This window comes from Gracilibacillus suaedae, from assembly GCF_017599345.1.
Lineage (GTDB): Bacteria > Bacillota > Bacilli > Bacillales > Amphibacillaceae > Gracilibacillus > Gracilibacillus suaedae.
Window position 1 is genome coordinate 182,861 of the sequence record NZ_JAGFVL010000020.1, and the last position, 26,515, is coordinate 209,375.

Below are 26,515 nucleotides of genomic sequence, written 5' to 3' on the forward strand. Positions count from 1 at the left end.
ATATAAATAGAAAAAATCTATAGGTGAAAGGCTAGTTTACTTTCACCTATAGATTTTTATACTTTGAACTTCGCAAATGTTTCTTCTAATTCATGTGCCATTGACGCTAATTCTTGTGAAGAAGCAAGTAATTGCTGCATGGCTGCATTTTGTTGTTCTGAACCTGCCGCAATTTGCTCGATACTTTCTGCTGACTTTTCCGAGATTTCTTGAATATTAGTAGTTGCCGCACTTACTTGATCTATTTTGTCATTTGTTATGTCTATCATTTGACTAACTTGCTGATTATGGTTATTTAACGTTTGAATTGACCCTGATAAGTGGTCAAATACCGGACCCACCTTTTTGACTTTTTCTACTCCTTGATTAACCGATTCTGTACTCATTTCCATCACTTCTACTGCTTGACCGGTATCTTCAATCGAAGTAGCAATTAATGATTGAATATTCTCCGTGGCATCTGCCGTTTGCTCGGCAAGTTTACGAACTTCATCTGCAACAACAGCAAATCCTTTGCCATATTCACCGGCTCTGGCAGCCTCTATCGTCGCATTAAGTGCTAATAAATTGGTTTGCGACGAAATAGAATGAATCATATCTACAATACTGCTAATCTTAGAAGAATGCTCACTTAATGAATCAATAATGGTTGCTATTTCATCCACTTGCCTTTTAACCACATCCATCTGCTCTACCGTATCTGTTACATCATCGGTTCCGTTCTCAATCTCCTGTTTCGTTTCCTTACTTAAGCGAATCGCTTCTTGTATCGTTGTGGTTACTTCAGCCCAGGATTTTTTCATCTCTTCCATTATCTCTGTCGATTTTTGAACTGTTTGAACTTGCTCTTCACTACCATTCGCTATATCTACCATCGTAGTAGTGATCTGAGTATTTACATCTGTTGTTTCTTCCGCATTTTCTCTTAAGGTTTTCGACATATTCGTTACTGTTTCCGTTGTTTCTAATAACCGGACAATCGAACGTTGCAAATGATCAGCCATTTGATTCATTGCATTTTGGATAACTGCAATTTCATCTTTACCTTCCGCTTCGATTCGTTCTACCGTTAAGTCACCATCTTCTAATCGTTTCGCAAACAACGCTAAGTTTGCAAACCTGTTAGACATTCTTCTATTTACGACTACAAGAATAACAATAGAACTAACCAAAACAAATACAACAAGCGCAACCACTACAAACATGGTGATGGTAGACTGTTTTTGCATGTTGTCTTGTAAGGCCCTTCGCTCTGATAACATCAATTCCTTTAACTCCATTAGTTCATCGATCGTATAATTGCGGAGTGTTGTTGTTTTTTTATGTAAATCAGTCTGAACAAAAATGTCTACTCTTTCTCCGTTGTCTCGATATTCTGCAGTTTTTGGAATGATTTCGTCAAAAAATAATTGATCCATTTGGTCATTATAATCTAACACTTTTTCATATATTTTTTGTTGTTCCTCTGTTTCTAGTTCTGCTTCAATCATTTCCACAGAGGTTAAAAATGCATCTCCTTCTGCCCGATAATCTTCAACTGTTGTGGTGGGATGCTGCTCCGTTAAAATATCCGAAATAATAATCGATTTTTGCTTAAAGATCGAAGCTACCTCCACTATTTCTATCGATGCATCACTTTTTTCATCTACTGCTCGTGATTCTTTTAATACCCCATTCATCGATAAAATCGTAATCAATAAGGAGAGGACAAATAACACTAAAACACCAGTAAACAATAAGCCATATTTTTGTCCCACTTTACGATCTGTAAAAAAATGATGATTCCAACGCAGTTTTTTAAAATTCCATTTAGGCAAAGATATCTTTTTCCATCTTCTTTTCATATGAATCCCCTTTCAACTTATTTAAGAAAAACTGAGCAAACCCGCTCATTATTTATAACTTTTCTCTAGCATCCATTATGAAAAACGTGAACAGCTTGACCACCGCTCCGGCTGCCCACTTCCCTTCCGTACAATAAGAAAATCTACCATCAGCGAGGTTTCATTATTCTACTCACTGATGGTTAGCAACACTTATTAGGGCTTCACAGGCAACACAGATGCCTCAGGAAATCTGAACTGCATCTGAAGCCATTTTTATTTGATAAAACTCCCCTTTTTTCTCTACTAACTCGTCATACGTTCCCATTTCTACGCATTGACCATTTTTCATCACGACGATACGGTCTGCATCTCGTATCGTTGATAAACGATGTGCTACGATAAAGGTTGTTTTTCCTTTAATTAATTCCTGCATGGCATCCTGAATTAATTTTTCCGAGACGTTATCTAACGCTGAAGTTGCTTCATCTAAAATGACCATTTGCGGTTTTCGAATAAATGCTCTAGCAATGGCAATCCGCTGCCGTTGGCCCCCTGACATTCGATCACCGTGTTCCCCGATTTTTGTTTCCAAACCATCTGGTAATTCATCAATGATATCCTGCAAATTAGCCATTTGAACCGCTTGCTGTACTTCTTCTTCTGTAACTTCTGCTAAACCGTACGTGACATTATCACGGATCGACCCCGAGAAAAGAATTGTGTTTTGCGGCACTACTGCGATCTTCTTTCGGAAGCTTCTCATACTTAGATCATCCATCACGACGTCATCTATTAAGATCCTTCCATTACTTGGCCGATAAAACCCAGTTACTAGATTCAAAATAGTAGATTTACCTGCTCCCGACTCCCCAACGAAAGCAATCGTTTCACCTGGTTTTACATCTAGCTGAAAGTCTGTTAGGACATGCTTATCTGAATCGCGGTATTTAAAATAAACATGGTCAAAGTCTACCTTACCGTCTAATTTCTTCAACTTCGTTCTTCCTTGGTATTCTTGTGTTTCTTTTGCAAAAAGGATTTCTGAGATCGAATGAACGGACTCGAAGCCTTTTGCTAATTGAGGATAAATGTTAATCACACCAGATATAGACATTAAAATTTGTGTAAAATATGTCTGGTATAACACGACATCCCCAATCGGTATTTGCCCTTGATAAGCAAGGTAAACAGTAAAAAGTAAACATAAAACTTGAAACAATTGAAATGCTACCCAGTTACTCGCTCCGAAGAATGCCTCAGTAATATCCAAACGATAACCTTTGCCACGGACATGATGTAATAAAGAATCTACTTTATTAATCTCTACTTTTTCTAATCCATGTGCTCGTGTTACTGGGATCATCTCTACTGTTTCCGCAACTTGACCAGACATTTCTTCTACTTGCTCCCGGAATTCCCTGTTTCGTTTCGTTAGCTTCCCACGGAAAAAATAAACAATCAAAATCGAAATCGGTATCGCCACTAAAAAGAAGGATGTTACGGTCCAACTTCTATTCGCCGTTACTGCAATCGCCACAATTACATTCATAAATGCCGGCAAAACACCCATCATCGTTTGCTTGGACATAATCTCGATCATTTCAACGTCACGCAGCACTTTCGCCTGTAACTTACCAGACCTCAATTCACTGTGGAATGAAATGGAGAGATGTTGTAATTTTCGAATTAACGTACTTCTCAAACCAGCTTCTACATGTCGGATCGCCTTACTCATAAAACTGATATGCAAAATTTGACTCGGCAAATTTTGCATAATAACAATGGTTAATACGATAATATTGACCCATAAATAACGGACGTCATAGCTACTTGGATCAGACGCAAAATTGATTAGGTTCGCCGTTACAATCGGCAAAATCCAAACCGGTGAATGCTTAAGCAAAAAGAAAATAAATGAGACAAATAATTTAAGATAATGACCTCGATACATGACATGTAACGTTCGAAACAGTCGTCCTTTTATATCTTGTTGTTCTTCAAATCGCTTTTCGAAGTCTAAGGAAATACCCTTTTGGTTAGACACATAATCCCTCCTATATATTTATATCGGATCATAACTTAATCCATTAAGTAATATATTAAAACTTTTAGCTTTTAGTTGTCTAGATATTTATCTTTTTTCTACTAGTCTACTTTGACAACTACCTGTATTTTTAATATATTATAATAAGTAAACGTTAACTTACCATTAATCAAAGGGAGGAAAAATCATGCCTATCCAAGTGAACGAGGAGCAATTAGAATTTCATCTATATAACGACAGTGTAAGTTATATTTTCCGTGTATTAGAAAAAAGCCGCCAGCTTGAACATTTATATTTTGGAAAGCGAATTCATCATAGGGAATCATTTACCCACTTAATCGAACGTGAAATCCGCCCATCAACCAATATGTTTGAAGGTGATCATACTTCCTCTATGGAACATATTAAACAGGAGTATCCAAGTTATGGATCAACAGACTTTCGTTATCCTGCTCATGCGATTCTAAGAGAGGATGGCAGTCATATTACGAATTTCACCTATGATAGCTATCGCATCATAAAAGGAAAGAAGACGTTAGCGAACTTACCTGCTACATATGTAGAAAATGAGGAGGAAGCTGATACACTCGAAATCGAATTAGTAGATGATGTATTGCAATGTCGATTAATTCTTTCTTATACCATTTACCAAAACCGTAGTGTGGTAACGCGAAATGCGAAATTCATCAATGAAGGTAAAGAAACTTATTATCTTGATCAGGCAATGAGTATGAATATCGATTTAGCTGATGATCAATTTGATATGGTGCATTTACAAGGAGCTTGGGCAAGAGAAGGACATGTTGAAACAAAACGGTTATCGAAAGGGATCCAATCGATCTATTCAAACCGTGGTGCAAGTAGCCATGTTTTTAATCCCTTTGTTGCTTTAAAGCGTTTGAATGCAGATGAACATCAGGGGGAAGTCTACGGTTTCAGTCTCGTATACAGTGGGAACTTCTTAGCTCAAGTAGAAGTAGACACTTATAACGTGAGCCGCGTTAACATGGGGATTAATCCTTACCGTTTTAAATGGAAATTAGCGAATGGAGATAGTTTCCAAACACCGGAATGTGTAATGGTTTATTCTGATCAAGGTCTGAATGGCATGAGTCAAACCTTCCACAAGCTTTACCGTGAACGTTTAGTCAGAGGTTATTGGCGAGATAAAGTTCGTCCTATCTTGATTAATAATTGGGAAGCAACGTATTTCGATTTTAACGAAGATAAAGTACTGGACATTGCCAAAACAGCACGCAACTTAGGCATTGAATTATTTGTTCTCGATGATGGCTGGTTCGGAAAACGGGATGATGACACAAGTTCACTTGGAGACTGGTTTGAATATCAAGAAAAATTACCAAATGGAATTGATGGCTTAAGTGAAAAAGTAGAAGCATTAGATATGCAGTTTGGTCTTTGGTTTGAACCAGAGATGGTATGTAAAGATACCAAACTATTTGAAGAACACCCTGACTGGATTCTCTCTACACCTGAACGAAGAGCTTCACATGGTCGAAACCAATTTGTATTAGACTTCACTCGTGGTGAGGTAGTTGATTATATTTTTGATTTAATGGATAAGATTATTTCTAAATCAAAAATTTCCTATATCAAATGGGATATGAACCGCCATATTACCGAAGCATTTTCACAAAGTCTGCCTGCAGATCAACAAGGGGAAGTGTTTCATCGTTATATTTTAGGTGTGTATGACCTATATGAACGTCTGATCAAGAAATATCCTGACATCCTTTTTGAATCATGTGCCGGTGGTGGTGCCAGATTTGATCCGGGTATGTTATATTACGCACCACAAACTTGGACAAGTGATGATACAGATGCAGTCGAACGTTTGAAGATACAATATGGTACATCAATGGTCTATCCGTTAAGTGCGATCGGAAGTCATGTTTCCGCCATTCCCAACCACCAAGTTGGACGGCTCGCATCGCTTGATACTCGTGGAGCAGTCGCTTATTTTGGTACTTTTGGCTATGAGTTGGATATTACGAAACTGACAGAAACAGAACAACAAAAAATAAAAGAACAAGTTGCCTTCTTTAAAGAAAAAAGAGCCTTAATTAGGGATGGGGAATTTTTCCGACTATCCAGTCCATTTGAAAATAATGAAACAACATGGATGGTGGTAAACGAAGAAAAATCGGAAGCATTAGTTGGTTATTATAAAGTACTGGCGAAACCAAACGAGGCATATAACCGCATCAAATTAACCGGTCTGGATCCTAATACATTGTATGAAGTAAATGGCGAAACGACGTATTATGGCAGCGAACTGATGAATATCGGGATTATCCTGGCAGGTAACTATACTGATCGTGCTGATGAGTATTGGGGACAGGAGCATCCTGGGGATTATCAATCGCGCTTATTTCATTTAAAGGCGTTGTCATAAAGTGGGATATGATCAGCGAGGGTTAACCCCCACTGATCATTAGCGAAACTTATCAGGGTGTTAGCGTCTGTTATCCCTAAACTTATCCTCGGTTTATATGAAGCTTGAAGCAGAGGACTTACAGACGATTAGCACCGTGATAATTAGCAATCGTTCAAAAGCTTAGGGATAATTGATCTCTAAGCTTTTTTCTTAAATAAAGTTAAAAGCCTAAAACCTATGTATCCGCTTAATGTATTTAGAATAAGATCATCTACGTCAAAAACACCTAATTTGGTAATAAGTTGCATGATTTCAATCGTTAAACTTAATAAAAAAGTGAAACCAATTGTTAAAAACGATTCTTTTAGCTTTGTCGATCAAATAAGAAACAAAAATCCGAGGGGGACAAATAATAAGATATTGCCAAAAGTATTATAAAACCAAATAGTTGGATTATAACTATTATAATTAAACAGATAGGTTGCAATAGTAGAAAAAGGGATAAGATTATGCTTTACTCCTATATACCCATCTCTAATCGATCTCATTCTAATAATGCTTGCGAAGAACTAATACTTTCATGAACATACCTCCTCCATTCAAGAAGATATGTCCAAGCTATGTCAATTATTCAGTAATGGATATCAGCTGCGTAGCCTTTTGTTTTATGTCTATCACCATCGTTAACCTAATAAGAACCTTCAACAAACTGCTCTTCTGATATAACTTGTATAGCGTGTCTTTTTAATAAAGCAGATGTAACACCATTCCCTGCCATTTTCTTACCGATAAATTCACCATTGTAAATCGTTGAACTGCCACAAGATGGACTGTTTTCTTTAAGAACGACCACTTTTGCATTTATTTTTTTAGCTTTTTCTAAAGTAGCGTATGCTCCTTTTAAATAAAGCTCTGTAACATCTTTACCTGATTTCTCCACAACATGAGCCTTTCCGTTTAATACATCTTCACCATCCCCACCAATAATTTCAGCAGGTTCTCTAGGTGTTGAAAATCCACCTAGCAATTCAGGACAAATCGTAATAGCTTCCTTCGCTTCCACTAATTGTTGTATTTTTTTGTTTAAACTATGCGTTCCATTATACCTTACCTCAAGTCCTGCTAAACAAGAACTTACTAATATCATCACTAAGCACATCCTTCAATAAAGTCTTCAATTACACTATCGTTTAGTTAGAGTCCATTTTAACATAAAATACCATAACATTGATTGCTCTTCTTTGAAGTGATGAAACATAGTGCATACATATTATTTTCCAGCTTACTCATAATAGAATTAATAATATATAAAGGAGGAATGAAAGTGACAAAGCAACAGAACCAGCCAAATCCAGATGATCGTTCAGATAATGTTGAAAAATTACAACATAAGGTACAAGATACAATAGAAAATATGGAAGAAGCACACGAGACGATGCAGTTTGCTTCATCAGAAGAAAAAGAAAAAATTATCGAGAAAAATCGTCGTAGAGAAGAAGCGATTTCAGGTATGAGAGAAGAAATTAAAGATGAAGCACGAGATCAACAGTAGAATAACTGATCTAAGGTTTTTATTCAAAAATAGAAAAGGCATATGGAATTAGAATATTCTTTATGCCTTTTCTGGACTAGAGCGAAAAAGATTCGTTTTTAAATATCCACTCGCCTCACAAAAACTTATCTTAAACCCACTCTTTCCCATGATCACGAATAAATTGAATATCGTATTGATAGTGAGAAAGATGTCCATCATTAATCATATTTTGAAATGCTGTATCTCCTTCACTGGCTTTTCTTATAATAGTTTTACATAACCCTTCTAAACGGAGTAGTACCATTTCTAAATACTCTTCTTCCATCCTTTCCCCATAAGCTTCAAAGAAAATTCTAACTCTTTCCTTTATACACTTAGCATGCTGTGATGAATTATAATAAACTTTCTCGCCTTTTTCAGAAAGATAAAATCTACTTAGGGGGATGCAGGTATAAAGAGTGTAAGCCATGTCCCAAAGCTTTGGACCAGGTCCAGTAACATCAAAATCAATAATACCTATTGGTCTTTCCTGATGAAATATAATGTTGTATATTGCAAAGTCATTATGGCATAGTACTTCAAATGGTTGAGGAGTGTTATCGATTGGTTGCCAGCTATCATATGAGAAATCACTCACAGAATCATGATAAAGACGGAGTATTTTTGCTATTTCTACCAAGACATCATCAGACCACATGTACTCTTTTACAGGGTAATTACCAGCTTCCCCTTCAATAAAAGATAAAATTTCTCTCCCTTTCTCATCAATCCCTAAAAACCTAGGTGCATAACTGAAACCCTTAGCTTCCAGATGCTTAAGTAATTTATGAATGTTTGGACTTTCTTTCTTTAACTCTCTTCGTACTGTATTTCCCGAACGATAAACGTTAGAGACATTTCCTCCTGATAGTATTTCTTCATTTTTATGGTTTGACATTTAATCCCCCCTTCTGTGACTCTTTTAAACCTTTCTGTCCCTGTAGAACAAGTGACCTAATTATAATCGAACTGGCTTCGCCCATATTAAATAGATGATATCTGACCAATAACGTTCGATATGATTGACTTGAAGCTGAGAATTTCCGATTATCTCATTGATATTTCTGTTACAATGACATCCAGAAATCTTTTTATGTAGAGGATCAATCAAATTTTGACCAAAGGAAAGAAATCTATTTGAACTTAATCCATGTTCCATTAATAAGATATTCCCATCTTCGCGGCACCAATTATTAAATTTATTTAATGTAACAATTGGAGCGGGATAACTACAAAGTGAAAGCGTTGATACGATACAATCAAAAGAGTTGGCTTCGAAAACCAGCTCATCAATATCTGCTTGAATAAAATTAGCTTTAACCTGAAGATGTGAGGCTGTTCTCTTGGCACTCTTGATCATCTCTGAACTAAAATCAACCCCTGTTACTTCAACATTATTCCTATCATAATAGGGAAAGTTTGCTCCCGCTCCAATTCCTACCTCCAAGACTTTTCCGTATGCGTTTTTTATTATTTTATTTCTCCATCGAGCAAGCTTTTGATTCGCACGATTATTTTCATACATCTTAGCCTGTTTATCATATTTTTTGATGAGCTTTTCGTTTTTCACTTTCTCACCCTCTAAATAAGTTTAATCCTAATATGGAGAATCATTCTATCAGTCACAGTTAAAGATAATTCAAGTTTGTAAATGCTGCTCCCTTTTCCAAATATGCCGTATCACTGAGATACAAGTTTCTGAACAATATTGGATCTCCAAATAGTAAAAGCTACCAAAGCACCAAACACGTTAAGAATTAAATCATCTATATCAAAACTTCCTCTTCTTGTAAGTGCTTGGGTTGTTTCAATACATAATATAAGTACAATCATGAAAAAGGTGAACCTAGTTACGCTATTTAATTTCCTTATGAAAAGCGGTAGGAACACACCCATTGGCATAAAAGCTATGATGTTACCAATAATATTTCGGATAACTATATTTATATTTAAAGTTTCATTTAACATTGCCTGGATATAAAAATTTATGGTGTTAAACGGTATGAAATTCGAAGTACTCTTTATGTATTCTATCAAAGACAGGTTTGTGCCTGTATCTCCTCTGTTTTCAAAAAATAATAGTATGATCAATACAAATAAATATAATATGAAACAAATCCCGAGTGTAAATTTTATTATCTTCCTCATATATCCACCTTACATCCTTAAGTAATAATTCTTTGGTTCATTTTAACATAAAATACCAGAAGTGACCTTTTTTATTCAGAGCTTCTATTAGCAAACGATTTTGACAGAAGTACGACGAAGAAACATCATAAAATACATCGCTATCACATAACCATGAATGTAGAATTCCTTCGTAGACAAAATTATTTTTATCTCTTAAGTCCATTTCTTCCTTCCCCTCCTCGTTTTTTATATTCCATTTTAAGAAATTCAAATGTACTACCATTTGTTTCTTGCATAAATGTTTTTATTCCTATAAATCCAACTTTTTTATAAACTTTAATCGCCCTTTTATTAAATGTTGCGACTGATAAGGTTATTTTTAATGGTTCATATTCAGCGTGAAGAAAACCTACACATTTTCTTAAAAAGCCTTCCCCTTTTTCCTAATCCCGTTAAATCTGGTCTCATTCCCAAGCCAATATCAAGCGTTGTGTATCAATCCTATTTATACTCAAAAAGCCAATCAAATCATTTTCTTTTGTTACAGAAAAAGACGTAGTGCCACGTTTCTCTTGGTTTAAGAATTCAGCTAAATCTTCTTGGTCAGGCTCAACATCATAAAATGAATATTCATCATCGTAATACCTAATCCATCATTGTTTCATCACGGTCTTGAACATTAATTTTACCTGTAGAAACTTATGTAGGTCCTCTCCTACTTTTCTTGAAAGCATGGTTATTCACAAATATTTTGAGACATATTATATTTTTCACTTTACAATAGTGTGCGACATACAGTATAGTACATGTAGGAGTTGATAAGATGAAAGATGCGAATGAATATTTGGATAAACTATTGCAAGAATTGCGACGGGGCACAATTACGATTAGTGTGTTAAGTCAACTATCTGAACCGCAGTATGGCTATTCACTTGTCACCATGTTGGAGGAGAAAGGAATTCACGTAGAACCTGGGACACTTTATCCACTTTTAAGAAGACTAGAAAAACAAGGACTACTGGAAAGTAAATGGGACACAGAGGAAACAAGACCACGTAAATATTACTTATTAAGTGAAACAGGTAAAGAAGTTTATGAACTGTTGATCGTTGAATGGCAACAAATTGTAGAAAGCATGAGTAATGTTATTGACAGTAAAGGAGGCAAAAAGGATGGAGATGATTGACCGTTATATTTATGCTGTCACTCAGAAGCTCCCTCAATCACAAAGGAAGGATATTGCAGAAGAACTGCGCAGTTTAATTGAGGATATGTTGGAGGAACGAGTCCAAGGTGAGAATGTTACAGTTAATGATGTGGAAGAAGTATTAATGGAACTAGGAAATCCGAGGCAATTGGCTCAAAAATATAAAGGAACGAAAAACTATCTAATTGGACCAGAATTATTTGATAGCTACATGTTGGTATTAAAAATTGTCTTAATCTCAACTGCCATTGCAATATCTATCACTTTCATTATCAAAACCATCATAAATCCAGTTACCATTCTGGATCATTTCGTCGAATTGATTGTCGCTTTTGTTACCGCTCTTCCAGCAGCTTTTGGCTGGACAACATTTGGCTTTGCAATCGCGGACCATTTCGGGGACATTAAAGCAAAAGATTTAGAGATTGGAACAGAATGGAAGCCATCGGATTTAGCCCCCATTCCCGATGAAAAAAGGCAAATCAAGTACTGTGAGCCAATAGTGAGTATTACATTTTATACGTTATTAATCATCATGTTTGTTTTTTCTAATGAATACCTTGGGGTCTGGATTTTTCAAGATGGATTTTCTGATGTGGTTCCGTTTTTAAATAACGAAACATATACTACTTCCTTGTTGTTCCTTATTCTTATTATGGGTATTGGAATAACAAAAGAATGCCTTAAGCTCATATACGGTAAGTGGACCTACAAGCTAGTCACTTATATAGCAATAGTTAATGTGATTTCAACTATAGCTGTATTATTTATGATAAATGGAAACGCATTTTGGAACCCTGATTTTCTGCTTGAGCTTACACAAGCAGGTGTAATTACTGAAAATAGTGATGGATATAGAACTGTAAGTATGATTTGGAATCAATCTACATTATGGATTTTAGTTCTTCTAGTCGTAGGATTAATTTGGGAATTAATTGATGGATTGATTAAGGCTAACAAAAAATAAAGTAAGTTGATTGAGAACTGTTGATTATCTGTCAACAACTCGTGGTTTAATCACGGGTTGTTGACTCACTCCCCTTCACTGTGGATTCGATCGCTTCGTTCTTAACTTCCAAGAAATAATCATTAAATACACGTTCTCTACCACCATTTTTTTGATACCAGTCTTGAACTCTTTTAACATGGGCTTTATCACTTCTTACTTTGGACTCAATATTTAAGTATTCTTCATAAGTATCATATTCCCATATAGCAAAAATTTCTACCGTATCATCATCATTTTCCTTCATCCAGCGGCCAACCAATCGTGCTCCATGTTTTAATTGGTTCGACAAATTGGTGTTATGGAAATGAGAATTAAAGATTTCTACAAATTCTTTTTTCACAATGTAAAACTTCCTGCGATAAAACATGAAAATACTCCCTCCCTGATTTCCTTCTATTTTTAATACGCTTTCATTTTTGATTGTTATTCTACACAAACTTTAAATCTAGTCTAAGGTTTCATTAGACTGTTACCCCTTCACCAAATATAACTACTCCTTATTCATTTTACGTATGTAAGTTATTTGTCCGATATGATAAGCATTATGCGTGGTTGCATTTGCAATTAATGCCCACCACTCAGCTTTTACTGGAAAACCATTAACGCTGGATTCCAGATTCTCTTCCGTAATCAATTCTTGCCAGCGTAATAGCACCTTTATTAATCTCTCTTTAAGCTCTGGGAAACTCCTGTTTTCGGGTATATGAAAACTATCCGCATTATCCGCTAGAGATTGTTGAGCATTAAAATCGGAATTTTCATACCTGATTTGCCAAACTTCATTCCAGTAAATAAGATGTTGTACAATTTCTGCGATACTATGACTCTCTTTATCAGGTTTCCAAAAGGCTTCCTCATTTGAAATGTCGTCAACTGCTTCTTCAAAAGAAGCATACCAGCTTCGATCATTTACGTTTGCCAACAACTGATCTAATAAAACCTCTTTAGCGTGAATCATTCTATCTCATCTCCTCCGCTTGGTTTATATAGACATTCACTACTTCAAAATGATATCTTCTTCAATGATTTAATACTAACATAATATTCCAAAATAGTTTATACAAAACAAGACGATCTTTGATGATCGCCTTGTTTAGATTATGGTTAATAAGCTCTAACAAATGCTTTTCCTTTCCACCATACCCAAACAGCAATAACCATGCCTATCATTCCAGCGGCAAGCAAAATGAACTGGATATTCATTCCTGCTGAAGCTAACGCACTTACAACACCATATGCAATTGGATCAAAACCATTCATCGCTAAGAAGATAATGCTCATCACTCGCCCCATGATTCGATTTTCGGTATTTTCTTGAACTGCTGTGAAAAAAGGGATAAACACAAATGCAATCGAAAATCCGATGAAAAACAAGATAGTTGTCAGAAGCATTAAATTAGTTGCAATACTAAAAATAATGAAGAAAAGTAATGAAGCCATAAGCCCCATTAGCGATGTAAATCCTTTACGCTTCACTTTTACAAAACTCATCATCAGCGTGCCAATTACCATACCAACCCCTAAGCTAACCTCCATCAAACTTAAATTAATCGGTGTCCCGCCAAGAAGGTCAACTAACAAAGGCATAGCAATTTGCAGTCCACCAAATACAAAGAAATTTAACGTGATCAACACAATAATCCCTGTTAATAAGAATGTAGAAGATTTCATATAGGCAATACCTTCACGGAAATCTTCTAATGTGCTCTGATCACCCTTATACTCAACTGGTCCTTCCTTAATAAAAGGTGGAAAAACTACGAGAGCAGATAACAAAACCAATATAGTTGCCACAAAGTAACTAGTCGCTATCGAGCTAGTTTCCATGATTACACCTGCAAGGATTGGACCGATAATAAAAGATATTTGATCTATACCTTGGAAATAAGCGTTTGCTTGCTGTAATTGCGATTTTTCCACTACTTTCGGTATCAGTGATGAGCTAGCTGGACCAAAAAATGCATCCAGCATACCAAATAAACCTACCGTAACGAATAATAAAGCTAGTGTCATCGAGTCACTTGCCACAAGCCAATAAATACAAAAAAGTACTAGTGCTTGTAGCAAGTTAGTACCAAACATAATTGTTGTTTTTTTGTACTTATCTGCCAATACTCCACCAAAAGTAATTAATAGTAAACGTGGCACTGTTGCCGTAATTAAAGCAATTCCTAAGATGCCAGGTGAACTTAATACATTGATGATATACCAAGAGGTCGTTGTCAGAAACATACTAAAGCCAACGATCGCAAAAACACCTGCAACTAACAATAACATATATGTGCGATTTCGAAAGATAGATTGTTTCATTGTCATTTCTCCATTTCTAATTGTTGTGTACTAAATCATCTTATGGTATATAGTAACTATATAGTCAAGACTGGAGTGTTGAAAAAATGACTGAAAAAAATATTAAATATTTCACAACAGGTGAATTTGCCAAACTTTGCAAAGTAAACAAGCAAACACTTTTTTATTACGATCAAATCGGACTTTTATCACCTGTACTAAAAAATGAAAAAGGCTATCGCTATTATTCCATTCGCCAATTAGAGTTATTTTCTGTCATTGCTTTACTAAAGGATCTGGGTATGTCATTACATGATATTCGTCAATATGTTGAACATAAATCACCTGAAAAATTCTTAGCAATCATGCATCAACAGAAAGAAAAAGTAGCGAAACAACGAATGGAAATAGAAATGAAAGAGAATATGATCGATGCACAAATTGAATTAATGAGTAAAGCATCGAGTATAGATTTTGATCAAGTCAGTGTTGAACGATTACCAGAACAAACATATTATTTAAGCAAAAATATCGAAAATATTTCGGATGAAAAATTTTTTGAAGTGTTCTCAGACTTTGTAGATGAATTATACAAATCACATCTTGATACCGGATATCCTATCGGTGGCTTAACTAAGAGAGAACAAGTGCTAAAGGGGGAGTTTACTAATTATAGTTATTTATATATAAAGCAACTTCATTCTCAGAAGGATAGCCCATATTTCAAGACGATAACAGGTGACTTTTTAATCGGCTACCATATAGGGGAGGATAAGAAAATCCACCACACATATAAACGACTTTTGTTAGAGATGAATCGATTAAATTTAGAGTTAGGAGATTATGTTTTAGAAGAATATATTTATGACACTGTCGTTAAAAACAGCGAGGAGCAATATGTGACAAAGATTATGATGCAGGTGAGACCTAAAGTAGATATTACGTTCTAATTGTTGTTCTCCCTTTTTTGTTGCAGGTTCCAAGATTTATTGGCAACTCTACTAGTTTATTTGCATTTGTCGGGATTTATTTGCAAGTCGACTTGTTTATTTGCAGATTCCCTGTCTTTATTTGCAACTTCTTCAGTTCTTAATATCAGATCACTTAAAATAGAGAACGCAATCATATATTGATCACATTTAAAATGAGGTGCGAATTGCACCTCATTTTTGTTTGCTGTTTACAGTTTTGCATCTCTAAACCGGACATATTAAGTTACTTTTTTTCAATATGAAATAAAATGTCTTTTCCGCATTCGACATCTTGTTCACTCGCGACATTGCTCAACGCAAAATCTTCACCATTCAATAAAATAATAGGCGTCACTGTTTTATATCCTTCCCCTGCAACCGCATCAATATCAAATGTAGCTAATAGATCTCCTTTTCTTACCTTTTGACCATTCTCTACTTGAATATCAAAACCTTTTCCATCTAATTCAACGGTTTCAAGACCCATGTGTACTAAAATTTCAGCTCCACCATCGGTTTTCAGGTTAATCGCATGTTTTGTCTTAAATACATCCACTACTTCTCCATCTATTGGTGACACAACTTGATCACCTGTTGGTTCAATCGCGATGCCATCTCCCATCATTTTTTGCGAGAACACTTGATCTGGCACTTGTTCCAACGGCAGTAATTTTCCAGTTAATGGCGCAATCAAATCTGTATTGGCTTCTTTTTTCTTAAATAGGTTCTTTAACATGTTTTAGCCCCTCCTATTTAGTTCGTCTATTATTACATCTACCCCATAATGGTCCGAGATAACCTTACTATTCTTACCATTGAAAATGACGTTGGACGATTTTACATGAATCGGTTCATTAACAAAAATGAAATCAATCCGTTTATCCTTGCCATTCCCTTTCCATCCAGCAATTTCACCACGAACAGTAACACCGCTATCTCGTTCGGTAGCTAAGTTATATGTATCTTTCCAACCTTTGGAAATAAGATAATCATAACCTTCCTCACGCTTTTCTGCTTCGCTATTAAAATCGCCTAGTAAAAATACTCGATTGCCTCTACTAGCAACACTCATTAACTGATCCAATTGATAGTGACTTGGCTCTTCTTCATCATTCCACCAGCCTAGATGACAAGAAATGAATGTTTGTACACTAGCATCCATTTCAACATCTACTACTAATGCAACTCTTGTTTTCCAGAAATAATAATCTGTAGACTTGGTAAGATAATACTTTTCTACATGTTTTATTGGGTGCTTCGTAATAATTGCAAGACCTTCCTCATACTCATCAAATGCTTGGTGAGCACTGACCCACTCCAATTGATATCTTGTTTCACCTAATAGTTCCATCTCATTTAAAACAACTTGCCCGTAGTTATCCTCACGAATTTGACCATCTACAAGATTAGATGATTCCTTCTGACTCACCTCTTGTAAGGCTATGACATCATACTCTTTTTCAACGATTGTTTTTGCTAATGAAGCGATTTTTGTGAGTTGATCCTCTTCTTGCCACGAATGACAATTTAACGTTAATAAGCGCATGTTAGCCTCCTAAATAATCTTGAACCTCTGATTTCATGACATCCGCTTTTGGTCCGTAAATCGCTTGAACACCGCGATCTTTAAGCACTAGTCCAATTGCTCCTGTCTTCTTCCATTCCTCTTCTTTTTTTACTTCTTCAATATTTTTAACCGTAACACGAAGCCTTGTCATACAAGCGTCCACATCTTCAATGTTATCTTCTCCACCTAAAAGTGCAACAATTTGGCCCGCAGTAGAATTATTACCTTCATTCTTCGATGTCTTTTCTGCTTTATGCTCAGCCCCATCATCATCTGTATAATTACCAGCACGCCCTGGTGTTGGTAAGTTCATTTTTTTGATTAAAAAGTTGAAAACTACATAGTTTAAAACAAAGAATACGACACATACAATAACAAAATTAAGCACATCTTGTATTAATCCAGCATTGATCGTCATGGGCAATCGTGTCAGTAACTCAATATTACCGAAAGCATGGATACGTAAATCAATAATATCTACAACTGCAAAACTTAATCCGGCTATAACAGCATAGACAACATACAATAATGGCGCAGCAAACATAAACATAAATTCAATTGGCTCTGTTACCCCTGTTAAAAATACAGCAAGTCCTGCTGACAAAAACATCGATTTATATTTTGCTTTTTTATCTTTATCTACATTTTTATACATCGCTAACGCCGCAGCAATCAATCCAGCTGAACTTAAAATCATTTGTCCCATCTTAAATCGTGCAGGAGTAACGTCTTGCAATAACTGGTTATATGCATTTACATCACCAGCAGCAAGTAAGTTATTTAAGTCTGAAATCCAAGCTAACCACAAAGGATCTTGTCCAGCAACAACACTTCCTTCGTTTGCACCAGACATAATTGTATAGGTACCACCTAATTCTGTATAGTTAATTGGCACTGTCAACATATGATGTAACCCAAAAGGTAGTAATAACCGCTCTAACGTACCAAATATAAAAGGTGCTATGATAGGAGCTGAATCTCGTGAAGTCGCAATCCAACGACCAAAGTCGTTAAGTAAACCCTGGATGAAAGGCCATACAAAGGATAATACAACACCTACTATAACCGACCATAAAATAACTACAAATGGTACAAAGCGCTTTCCATTAAAAAAGGCTAATGCTTGTGGTAACTTATTAAAATTATAATATTTATTAAAGATACTTGCACCTATAAAACCAGATATAATCCCAACAAATACCCCCATATTTAAAGCAGGGGCTCCTAAGATCATCGTAAAATAATCAGATACAACTAATTCACTGCCTAATAATGAAGTAGCTAATGCTTCAGAATCATTAACCATTTCTCCTGAAACACCAAAAATTGCACCGGTTACACGATTAATGAGAACAAATGCTAATAATGCTGCAAAAGCTCCTCCAGCTCGTTCTTTCGCCCATGATCCACCAATCGCTACGGCAAATAATACGTGAAGGTTTTCAATTATTGCCCAACCTAATTGTTCCATCACATTACCAACACTTAATAATAAAGAAATATCATCACCAGTCATGGCAACTAATTTACCTAATGAAATCATAATACCAGCAGCAGGCATAACGGCTACAACAACCAGTAAAGCCTTTCCAAGTTTCTGCCAGAAATCAAATGACATAAACTTCCCCATAAAATATTGTCCCCTTTATCTTTATTTGTTCAAACGTTTGCACAGATATATTCTAAAATATAAACTATATTAAATCAAGAATAATTTATTTTAGGTTTTTTCTAGTTATTTTAAGGAAAACGATTGCACAAATAAACTGATTTTTATTGGGATTGTGATATAGAAGTAATAGGGTTTGCTAGTGGGACAGAAAAACTCCTCATTTATGAATGAGGAGTTTCATTTCTTATTTATTAATCACTTTTTTCAAATTAACAACATTCTCTTCAGCACTTTCGAGCGGATCTCCATCGAATTGTTCTTGTTCAATTACATACCAATCAACACCGACAGATTCGCCTGTTTCCCATAATGTTGCGATATCTAATGAACCTTTTCCAATTTCAATGCTGCGTTTTTCATCATTTTCTACTGTCATATCTTTAATGTGTAAGGACACAACTAGATCCTCATATGCTTTGATCGTTTGTAAGGGATCTACCCCAGCATGTGTTGCCCAGTAACAATCTAGCTCCATCTTTACATACTCACGATCTGTTTCCTCAAAAAGAATGTCAAAACCTCTTTTTCCATTACCAAGATCGAAAAATTCCATATTATGATTATGATACGCAAAAGTGAATCCAGCATCGGCGCATTTTCGTCCAATCTCATTTAATTCTTCTGCGGCACGGTAATAGGCACCTTCATCAGTCCTTAATTCTTCCGGTAATATCGGACAAATAATCAAATCATTACCAATTGTTTTATTATAGGTTAACGAAGCCTCTAGTTGATCACCTGTTAAACTGTCAAAAGGCATATGACTGCCAGCAGCAACTAATCCGGCTTCATCCATTACTTGCTTCAATTCGTTTGCAGGTGTATCAAAAAATCCGGCAAACTGTACTGCCTCATAACCCATTTCACCCAATTTACGTAAAGTACCTAAAAAATCTTTTGAAGTATGATCTCGTACTGAATACAATTGAATTGCAATTTTCCCCATATGTTACGCCTCCCTATAAATATACAGCCTTACCGGTTTCAGCTGATTGGTAAAGTCCGTCGATAATTTTTTGAATATTGGTACCTTGCTTCGCATAACGATCTGTGATATTACCTTCGATGCAGTCTGCAACAAAAGCATGAATTTCTGTTTGATGAGCATTTATTTCTGGTAAATAAGCAGGTGTAATATCAATTAAAGTATCATGCTTTTCCTGATACATTTTTAACGGAAAAATATCGGCTCCACCTTGATTACCCATTAGTGAAACTTGCATGGTATCACGTTTTTCCACATTAGCAGCAAATGCTGATTCTAAAACTAGTGATGCACCATTTTTAAAAGTTATCATTCCTACCGCCATATCTTCGACAGTATAGTTTTGATAATCCCATTCCCCTAATAAGCCTACACCTTTTTTCGTCCCTAGCTGTTGATGTGTCTGACCGAGGACTACGGCAGGCTCTGGGTATCCCATTAAATATAAAGCTGTATCTAGCATATGGACCCCAATATCGATTAATGGACCGCCACCTTGCAATTCTTTGTTGGTAAATACTCCCCAGCCAGGAATGCCACGTCGTCTAATTGCCTGCACACGTCCGGAATAAATCTCACCGAGCTCGCCTGCATCGATAAAACGTTTGGCTGCCTGTGTCTCTGATTGAAAACGATAATGAAAACCATACATCAACAATTTACCTGATGTTACCCGCGCCTCTTCCATTTCTTTTGCTTCTTCTTGATTCATTGCTGGTGGTTTTTCGCATAAAACATGACAGCCTGATTCCAATGCGGCAATCGCTGCCTCTTTATGAAATTTATTTGGTACACAAACGCTGACAGCATCAATCTCTGTTTCTCTTAACATGGTGTGATAATTGTCAAATGCTGCTTGAATACCATGTTCACTTGCCACTGCTTTTGCTTTGTCATAAGCGACATCTGCGACCGCTACAATTTCCACTTGTTCTGGCACTTTTCGATAAGCAGGAATATGGACATCGGTCGCAATACCTCCTGCACCAATCAGTGCAACTTTTAACTTTGTCATCAGTGACTTCCTTTCCTTACGCCCACCACATCTCTGCCGGGCTTTCTTTAATATTTACTGCTTTTAAATTATCTACAGCACGAGCAAATCCCTCATCAATGGACATGATAGGATCTTCATGCTCAATACTTACAACATAATCATAGCCAAACGTTCGAAGAGCACTAATCATGTTAGACCATTCTTCTAAACCATGACCACATCCGACAGAGCGGAAATTCCATGCTCTTGTTTGAATGTTGCCATATGGCTGCATATCTGCTAGACCATACATATTGACATTATCCTGATCAATGTAAGTATCTTTTGCATGGAAATGGTGGATCGCATTTTCTTTTCCTAAAATTTTAATCGCTGCAACTGGATCGATCCCTTGCCACCATAAATGACTTGGATCCAAGTTAGCTCCAATCGCTGGACTTGTTTTGTCACGAAGCTTCAGCATCGTGTATGGTGTGTGTACTAAAAATCCAGCATGTAGTTCAATCCCAATTTTAACGTTATGTTGTTCAGCTAGTTCACCAATTTCTTTCCAGTATGGTACCAACTTTTGTTCCCATTGCCATTCTAGAACATCTGCATATTCTGTTGGCCATGGTGCGACAGGCCAGTTTGGTGCTTTAGCGTTTTCTTGGTCACCTGGAGTTCCCGAAAAACAGTTGACAACAGGTACACCAGTAAGACCAGCAAGTTCAATTGTTTTACGAAGAATCTGATCACTTTCTTTCGCAAATTGCTTATCCGGTGTTAGTGGATTTCCATGACAGCTAAAAGCACTAATCGTTAACCCTCTATCTTTAACTTCTTGCAAATAATGCTCGCGTTTTACCTCATCTTCCAAAAGTTCATCAATTTTGCAGTGTGCATCTCCCGGGTAGCCACCAGTTCCAATTTCCACGGCATCTAACCCGCTTGCTTTCACATGGTCCAACATCTCTTCGAAGTTTTTTTCTGCAAAAAGCACCGTAAATACTCCAAGTTTCATCACTGTCTCCTCCTTCTATAAAGTTATATTTTTCTTCGTTTCATTCGCTTCTAATGCGGCCAAAATAATCTGCAATGATTTATAGCCTTCTTCCCCATCTATTAATGGTTTGGAATCATTTCGTACACTATCAACAAAATGATCAACAACACCTGAAGACGTTTGGCCACCGCTGTCATTTGTTTGGATTTGGCCAAGCTCATAATTGACTTTTGACCCATCTGTATAGGTTGCTATTAAGCTATAAGCAGGATCATCTTCAAGGCGAAGCATTCCTTTCTCTCCATAAATGACAGTTGAATTGTCTTCCCCTGCTCCATAAGCCCAGCTTGCTGTTAAAGTACCAATAATGCCCTTCTCACTGCGCAAAATGGTGACCGCTTGATCATCAACATCACTGTTCTCTTTAGCAGATGATTCGACCATAGCTGCTACTTCAGTAAATTCTGTTCCTAAAATATAACGAATGACATCTGCTTTATGTACGCCAAGGTCACCTAACGCACCAATAAATGCCTCTTCTTTACGGAAAAACCAGCTCTCCTTTCCATCGATACTCCAACCCTCTGGTCCACCATGACCAAATGTAGTACGGAAGCTGTACACTTTCCCAATCTCACCATTTGCAATTAATTGTTTCGCTTTTTCATGGCTAGGCACGAAGCGTTGATTATGTGCGATCATTAATTTTTTCCCTGCTTTATTGCTGGCATCAATCATTTGCTTTGCCTCTTCTTCGGAAGTTGCCATCGGTTTTTCACATAAAACATGTTTTCCTTGTTCAGCAGCAAATACAGAGACAGGTGCATGCAAATAGTTCGGTAAACAAACACTCACAAGATCTGCGTCGGAGTCTGTTATCGCTTGTTTATAATCCGTATACGCTTGTGCGTTATATTCAGATGCTGTTGACTGAGCACGCTCCTCCTTAACATCACAGACAGCAACAATTTCTACAAAAGGATTTGCCTGGTATTCTGGTAAATGACGATGAATTGCAATACTTCCACAGCCAATTACGGCAACTTTTAATTTATCCATAGATTCCATCTCCCTTTATGATTTTTGTTTGATTACGGTGCTAATGATCAGTAGTGATAAAAAACCCACTGATCATAGTCTCACTTTATTTTTTCTAGTGGTTGTGCATTTCCATAGCTGGAAAATTTCCTTGTTGTTGGCTTAGCCCACCTTACGGCATTTTGAATTACTTTTTGAACATCTTGATGGTAATATGTCGGATATGCCTCATGACCTGGTCGGAAATAAAAGACTTTGCCATGTCCTCTTCGATAAGTACAACCGGAGCGGAACACTTCCCCACCTTCAAACCAGCTGACAAGCACTAATTCATCTGGTGCAGGGATATCAAAATGTTCTCCATACATTTCTTCTTTTACTATTTCAATATATTCACCAATCCCTTCGACAATCGGATGAGATGGATTGACCACCCACATTCTTTCCTTCTCATCTGCTTCACGCCATTTTAAGTCACAGCCAGTCCCCATTAATTTCTGAAAGATTTTCGAGAAATGACCAGAATGAAGGACAATTAATCCCATTCCTTCAAGTACACGCTTATGAACTTTATCCACTATTTCATCTGCTACCTCATGATGAGCTAAATGTCCCCACCATAGCATGACATCTGTTTTGGCTAACTTCTCATCGGTAATTCCATGATTCGGCTCATCTAATGTAGCGGTTTCAACATGAATATCATCTGTTTCCAAAAACGCTTTGATTACTTCATGAATCCCGTTTGGATAAATTTTTGCTACTTCTTCGTCTTGCTGTTCATGTCTGTATTCATTCCATATTAAAACATTCATAAATTTCTACTCCACCTTTCGTATTTGCGTAAAGAATAAGAGTTAACAATCAAAATCATGATGGGCTAAAATAGATTACTCTGACATTGTTACCCTTTTCATTTTGCAATACTAGTTATTTATTATCATAAATGATGAGCATTCATTTGAACATAAATGATATAATCAAAACATGAACTATTTTGCTATAAAGTGAGACTTCCTGCAGTGGGGTTTTCACTGCTGGTTAGCGAAACTTATTTGAAAGGAAGATTTTCTGATGAAAATTAATTTTTGCGGTTACTCTTATCATAATTATCGTTATCATACGTCCCATCAATCACGATATGCGTCATACTTATTTCGGCTTCAAACAGAGGGACGGTCACAAGTGAAGGTAAATGCTGATACACGTATTGTGGAAAAAGGTGACTTACTTATTATTAAACCAAGCGAGAATTATGAGTTATATGTGGAGGAAGGACAACAAAGTGGCGATTTTCATTTATATTGTGAGGGGGAATGGATAGACGAACGCTTCAAGGACGCTCCAACCTTTGCAAAAATTACATTAGATGAAGCTGTATTAGATTTCTGGCATCATTTAATCATTGAGGAAAGACGTCCAAAAAAAGAAAGAAACAGCGAACTTACCTACTATTTAGTCAGTGCATTGTGTGTTTCTTTACAAAGAGCTATGGATAAAAGATCGGATGACATATACCGTCCGTATGTGGTAACGAAAATGATGCGCTTTATTGAAGAAAACGCGACAAAACAAGGCTTTAAAGTAGAGGACATTGCCAATCATTGCAATCTGAGCGTTTCAAGGTGTGTGCACCTGTTCAAAGAACATGTCAACCAAACGTTAATTGAGTATGCACAATCTATTCGCATATCTGCAGCGATTAACCAAATGAAATATACCACGATGACACTTGAAAATATTGCTCAAAATTGTGGATTTGGCTCTTACTCTTATTTCCATCGCGTTTTCAAAAAATATTATGATATTTCTCCTAGAGCATACCGTGAAAAAGTGTAGAATGATTAGCCGGTCATATCAGACAATATTTGCAGAAGTTCGACTCGACTTTTGATCTTAAGCTTCTTGTAAATCAACGACAAATAATTCTTGACTGTCCCCTCACTGATCCCTAATTGATCGGCAATCATTCGGTTTGTCCAACCTTTTTTTATCAACTGAATAATTTGCAACTCACGGTTGTTCAAATCTTTGTGTTTATTAAACTGTTCTTTAATAAACTGCAATGAACTTTCCCTTTCCAGCTTAAGTAAAGAATCTAAGCGCTGTGAAAAATGCTGAACTAATGTCTGAGGAGCAACAAATTTACCATCAATAATAAAACGAAGCGTATCTTTGAATTCATCTAACCCCGAACTTTTTAATATGTATCCATCAGCTGAAACAGATAACACTGTTTCGATTGACTCTTCGTCATCAAAGGCAGATAATAAAACGACTTTAATATTTGGGTGCATTTCCTTTAACTTTTTTGCACATTCTAATCCGTTCATAACCGGCATATGAATATCCAACAAAATTAAAAAGGGACGAACTTCCTTCTCTTTTATAAAATTGATGACTTCTTGTCCATTTGTTAGTGTACCAATCACCTGGAACTCTTCCATATCTTCCACGAAATTCGTAATCATATCACGAAAAAGCGTTTGTGACTCTGCCACAACTACCGTGTGCTTTGTCATACTATTTTCCTCCTCTTATTTACTAAATTATGGATAACATTAAACTTAGATATTACTTTTACTCCTAACACATTTTTATTATAACGCATTTTTTATTCGTTTTAAAGAACATTTTGGTTTAAATTTACTATTTTTTAATTTATCATTGTCCATTGCTTGTTGAACTTTTGACTTTTACGCGAAAACTAGTCGAATCGAAGCCTTTTATTTATATTTTTTCATTAACTTTAAGATCTGTTGAAAATGATAAGTTGGTTCATATTTCATATAGATGATAGGTTTCTCCATAGTTTCTGCTTCAAAATTCAATGCAGATTGTGGCTCCCATTCCACATAGACATCCGCTTGTTCTAAATATCGAAAGACATTGGCTATATCACCAACAAACACCACATGATCCTCTAATTGATGAGTTTTAAGCTCGTTACGGATCAGTGTCTCATTGTGATGATCACCATAGAAATACCACTTAAAAGCAATACACTGTTTTACCAAGTACTTGACCATTTGAATAAAACCTTCGATATGCCTCCTGTGCTGAAGATTATTGGCTGATAGAATAGATAAATATTGCGAATGACACCTTATCGCTTCATCTAATTTCAAAACACGGCAGAGTGATTCTTTATAATAAGGGTCTGCATAGTACTTTATTTGATCATTATTTATCGCTAACTCACAATACATCGATTGTGAGGCTGTGTATATCAAATCCTGTTGACGTAATCGACCCATCACAGGTGCTAGGCTCTTTTTGAACTGTCTGATAGGAAAATAATAGATCTTCTTATCAGCTTGTATTTTATCTCTTAAGTATAAGGATGGGATACCAGAGGATAAACTAACAGCCTCATCAAAATGGGTATGACTTTCCGCTATACCCTCACAGATAGAGTTCCAATACAACCGGACTAATGATGGAAAATTATAATACGCTTTTCTAATATGCAATGGGATTGATTGAGGCTGCAACGTAAAACACCAATTCCGCTGATCGTGGAAATCCTTTCTAGCAGAAGAGAGGACATGACTAATTGGTACCATTACCGTTATCTGTTTATTTAGATGTTGCAAAAACAAGGAATCGTTCTCGAGTAATTTTACATATGGCTCAGAATCAGGCTCAAGATGACGGTGGATAAGATATAGTTGATGTTCAATGGATAACCCGAGATCTAACGGGTCACTAATAAATAACACTTTTTTCATGAACATTCCTTCTTTCCATCTATTTTTCACCTTGAGTGATTGCTCTTCATACAGGTTTATGTAATGATTCTTTTAATATTACTATTTCTAGGC

Annotated in this window: 26 protein-coding genes and 1 pseudogene; 6 read left to right on the forward strand and 21 right to left on the reverse strand. The window is 36.2% G+C overall.

The annotated features are described in order from the left end of the window. Window positions 1–56: 56 nt before the first annotated feature. Both J5J03_RS05065 and J5J03_RS05070 read right to left on the reverse strand, forming a co-directional pair. A complete protein-coding gene (locus J5J03_RS05065; protein ID WP_208586860.1) occupies window positions 57–1,844 on the reverse strand; it encodes a methyl-accepting chemotaxis protein in 1,788 nt (595 codons plus the stop codon). 223 nt (window positions 1,845–2,067) lie between these two features. Beyond that, a complete protein-coding gene (locus J5J03_RS05070; protein WP_208586862.1) occupies window positions 2,068–3,870 on the reverse strand; it encodes an ABC transporter ATP-binding protein in 1,803 nt (600 codons plus the stop codon). A gap of 187 nt (window positions 3,871–4,057) precedes the next feature. Between J5J03_RS05070 and J5J03_RS05075 the strand changes: the two genes are divergently transcribed. Beyond that, on the forward strand, window positions 4,058–6,286 hold the full coding sequence (locus J5J03_RS05075; protein WP_208586864.1) for an alpha-galactosidase: 2,229 nt from the start codon (window positions 4,058–4,060) through the stop codon (window positions 6,284–6,286). A gap of 179 nt (window positions 6,287–6,465) precedes the next feature. Here J5J03_RS05075 and J5J03_RS22335 read toward each other — a convergent pair whose 3' ends face one another. Next, complete coding sequence (locus J5J03_RS22335) at window positions 6,466–6,615, reverse strand: VanZ family protein (RefSeq protein WP_208587088.1); 150 nt, start codon at window positions 6,613–6,615, stop codon at window positions 6,466–6,468. Between the two features lie 341 nt (window positions 6,616–6,956). After that, complete coding sequence (locus J5J03_RS05085; protein WP_208587090.1) at window positions 6,957–7,415, reverse strand: DUF523 domain-containing protein; 459 nt, start codon at window positions 7,413–7,415, stop codon at window positions 6,957–6,959. A 171-nt stretch (window positions 7,416–7,586) separates the two neighbouring features. Here J5J03_RS05085 and tlp point away from each other — a divergent pair, with 171 nt between their 5' ends. Next, window positions 7,587–7,820: a small acid-soluble spore protein Tlp gene (gene tlp, locus J5J03_RS05090; RefSeq protein ID WP_208586866.1), complete on the forward strand. Its 234-nt coding sequence runs from the start codon at window positions 7,587–7,589 to the stop codon at window positions 7,818–7,820. A 130-nt stretch (window positions 7,821–7,950) separates the two neighbouring features. On the opposite strand, the gene J5J03_RS05095 is transcribed toward tlp, so the two are convergent. The 4 genes and pseudogenes from J5J03_RS05095 to J5J03_RS21945 all read right to left on the reverse strand — a co-directional run bounded on the left by J5J03_RS05095 (window position 7,951) and on the right by J5J03_RS21945 (window position 10,621). After that, on the reverse strand, window positions 7,951–8,739 hold the full coding sequence (locus tag J5J03_RS05095; protein ID WP_208586868.1) for a phosphotransferase: 789 nt from the start codon (window positions 8,737–8,739) through the stop codon (window positions 7,951–7,953). 60 nt (window positions 8,740–8,799) lie between these two features. Then, window positions 8,800–9,411, reverse strand: a complete 612-nt coding sequence (locus J5J03_RS05100; protein ID WP_208586870.1) for a class I SAM-dependent methyltransferase — start codon at window positions 9,409–9,411, stop codon at window positions 8,800–8,802. Between the two features lie 110 nt (window positions 9,412–9,521). Continuing rightward, window positions 9,522–9,989: a VanZ family protein gene (locus tag J5J03_RS05105; RefSeq protein ID WP_208586872.1), complete on the reverse strand. Its 468-nt coding sequence runs from the start codon at window positions 9,987–9,989 to the stop codon at window positions 9,522–9,524. Between the two features lie 188 nt (window positions 9,990–10,177). Next, window positions 10,178–10,621: pseudogene (locus tag J5J03_RS21945) on the reverse strand (GNAT family N-acetyltransferase). 173 nt (window positions 10,622–10,794) lie between these two features. On the opposite strand from J5J03_RS21945, the gene J5J03_RS05110 reads away from it, so the two are divergent. Then, window positions 10,795–11,157 (forward strand): PadR family transcriptional regulator, encoded by a 363-nt coding sequence (locus tag J5J03_RS05110; protein WP_208586874.1) that lies wholly within the window; start codon window positions 10,795–10,797, stop codon window positions 11,155–11,157. Beyond that, a complete protein-coding gene (locus tag J5J03_RS05115; protein ID WP_208586876.1) occupies window positions 11,144–12,145 on the forward strand; it encodes an HAAS signaling domain-containing protein in 1,002 nt (333 codons plus the stop codon). Before J5J03_RS05110 ends, J5J03_RS05115 begins: the two co-directional genes overlap by 14 nt. 46 nt (window positions 12,146–12,191) lie before the next feature. Here the strand turns inward: J5J03_RS05115 and J5J03_RS05120 are convergent, their stop codons facing one another. The 3 genes from J5J03_RS05120 to J5J03_RS05130 all read right to left on the reverse strand — a co-directional run bounded on the left by J5J03_RS05120 (window position 12,192) and on the right by J5J03_RS05130 (window position 14,497). Then, on the reverse strand, window positions 12,192–12,554 hold the full coding sequence (locus J5J03_RS05120) for an NIPSNAP family protein (protein ID WP_208586878.1): 363 nt from the start codon (window positions 12,552–12,554) through the stop codon (window positions 12,192–12,194). A 123-nt stretch (window positions 12,555–12,677) separates the two neighbouring features. After that, entirely contained in the window at window positions 12,678–13,145 is a 468-nt protein-coding gene (locus J5J03_RS05125) for a DinB family protein (RefSeq protein WP_208586880.1), read from the reverse strand. A gap of 146 nt (window positions 13,146–13,291) precedes the next feature. Further along, the gene (locus J5J03_RS05130; RefSeq protein WP_208586882.1) at window positions 13,292–14,497 is read right to left on the reverse strand and encodes an MFS transporter; all 1,206 of its coding nucleotides are present in this window, start codon (window positions 14,495–14,497) and stop codon (window positions 13,292–13,294) included. Between the two features lie 86 nt (window positions 14,498–14,583). Between J5J03_RS05130 and J5J03_RS05135 the strand changes: the two genes are divergently transcribed. Continuing rightward, on the forward strand, window positions 14,584–15,426 hold the full coding sequence (locus J5J03_RS05135) for a MerR family transcriptional regulator (RefSeq protein ID WP_208586890.1): 843 nt from the start codon (window positions 14,584–14,586) through the stop codon (window positions 15,424–15,426). A 265-nt stretch (window positions 15,427–15,691) separates the two neighbouring features. On the opposite strand, the gene J5J03_RS05140 is transcribed toward J5J03_RS05135, so the two are convergent. From J5J03_RS05140 to J5J03_RS05175, 8 genes are all read right to left on the reverse strand, one after another. After that, on the reverse strand, window positions 15,692–16,183 hold the full coding sequence (locus tag J5J03_RS05140) for a PTS sugar transporter subunit IIA (protein ID WP_208586892.1): 492 nt from the start codon (window positions 16,181–16,183) through the stop codon (window positions 15,692–15,694). Between the two features lie 3 nt (window positions 16,184–16,186). After that, complete coding sequence (locus J5J03_RS05145; protein ID WP_208586894.1) at window positions 16,187–16,993, reverse strand: endonuclease/exonuclease/phosphatase family protein; 807 nt, start codon at window positions 16,991–16,993, stop codon at window positions 16,187–16,189. A gap of 1 nt (window position 16,994) precedes the next feature. Then, window positions 16,995–18,644, reverse strand: a complete 1,650-nt coding sequence (locus J5J03_RS05150; RefSeq protein WP_208586896.1) for a PTS transporter subunit IIBC — start codon at window positions 18,642–18,644, stop codon at window positions 16,995–16,997. Between the two features lie 226 nt (window positions 18,645–18,870). Next, window positions 18,871–19,632 carry a sugar phosphate isomerase/epimerase family protein gene (locus tag J5J03_RS05155; protein WP_208586898.1) on the reverse strand — a complete coding sequence of 254 codons (762 nt, stop codon included), beginning with the start codon at window positions 19,630–19,632 and terminating at the stop codon, window positions 18,871–18,873. Window positions 19,633–19,645: 13 nt separating this feature from the next. After that, entirely contained in the window at window positions 19,646–20,686 is a 1,041-nt protein-coding gene (locus J5J03_RS05160) for a Gfo/Idh/MocA family protein (RefSeq protein WP_208586900.1), read from the reverse strand. 16 nt (window positions 20,687–20,702) lie between these two features. Then, window positions 20,703–21,671 (reverse strand): sugar phosphate isomerase/epimerase family protein, encoded by a 969-nt coding sequence (locus J5J03_RS05165; protein WP_208586902.1) that lies wholly within the window; start codon window positions 21,669–21,671, stop codon window positions 20,703–20,705. 15 nt (window positions 21,672–21,686) lie between these two features. Further along, on the reverse strand, window positions 21,687–22,712 hold the full coding sequence (locus J5J03_RS05170) for a Gfo/Idh/MocA family protein (RefSeq protein ID WP_208586904.1): 1,026 nt from the start codon (window positions 22,710–22,712) through the stop codon (window positions 21,687–21,689). An 80-nt stretch (window positions 22,713–22,792) separates the two neighbouring features. Continuing rightward, window positions 22,793–23,506 (reverse strand): ThuA domain-containing protein, encoded by a 714-nt coding sequence (locus tag J5J03_RS05175; RefSeq protein ID WP_208586905.1) that lies wholly within the window; start codon window positions 23,504–23,506, stop codon window positions 22,793–22,795. A gap of 259 nt (window positions 23,507–23,765) precedes the next feature. On the opposite strand from J5J03_RS05175, the gene J5J03_RS05180 reads away from it, so the two are divergent. Beyond that, window positions 23,766–24,530, forward strand: a complete 765-nt coding sequence (locus J5J03_RS05180; protein WP_208586908.1) for a helix-turn-helix transcriptional regulator — start codon at window positions 23,766–23,768, stop codon at window positions 24,528–24,530. A gap of 5 nt (window positions 24,531–24,535) precedes the next feature. Here J5J03_RS05180 and J5J03_RS05185 read toward each other — a convergent pair whose 3' ends face one another. After that, the gene (locus tag J5J03_RS05185) at window positions 24,536–25,213 is read right to left on the reverse strand and encodes a response regulator (protein WP_208586910.1); all 678 of its coding nucleotides are present in this window, start codon (window positions 25,211–25,213) and stop codon (window positions 24,536–24,538) included. A gap of 204 nt (window positions 25,214–25,417) precedes the next feature. After that, window positions 25,418–26,422: a glycosyltransferase family 4 protein gene (locus tag J5J03_RS05190; RefSeq protein WP_208586912.1), complete on the reverse strand. Its 1,005-nt coding sequence runs from the start codon at window positions 26,420–26,422 to the stop codon at window positions 25,418–25,420. Window positions 26,423–26,515 lie beyond the last annotated feature (93 nt).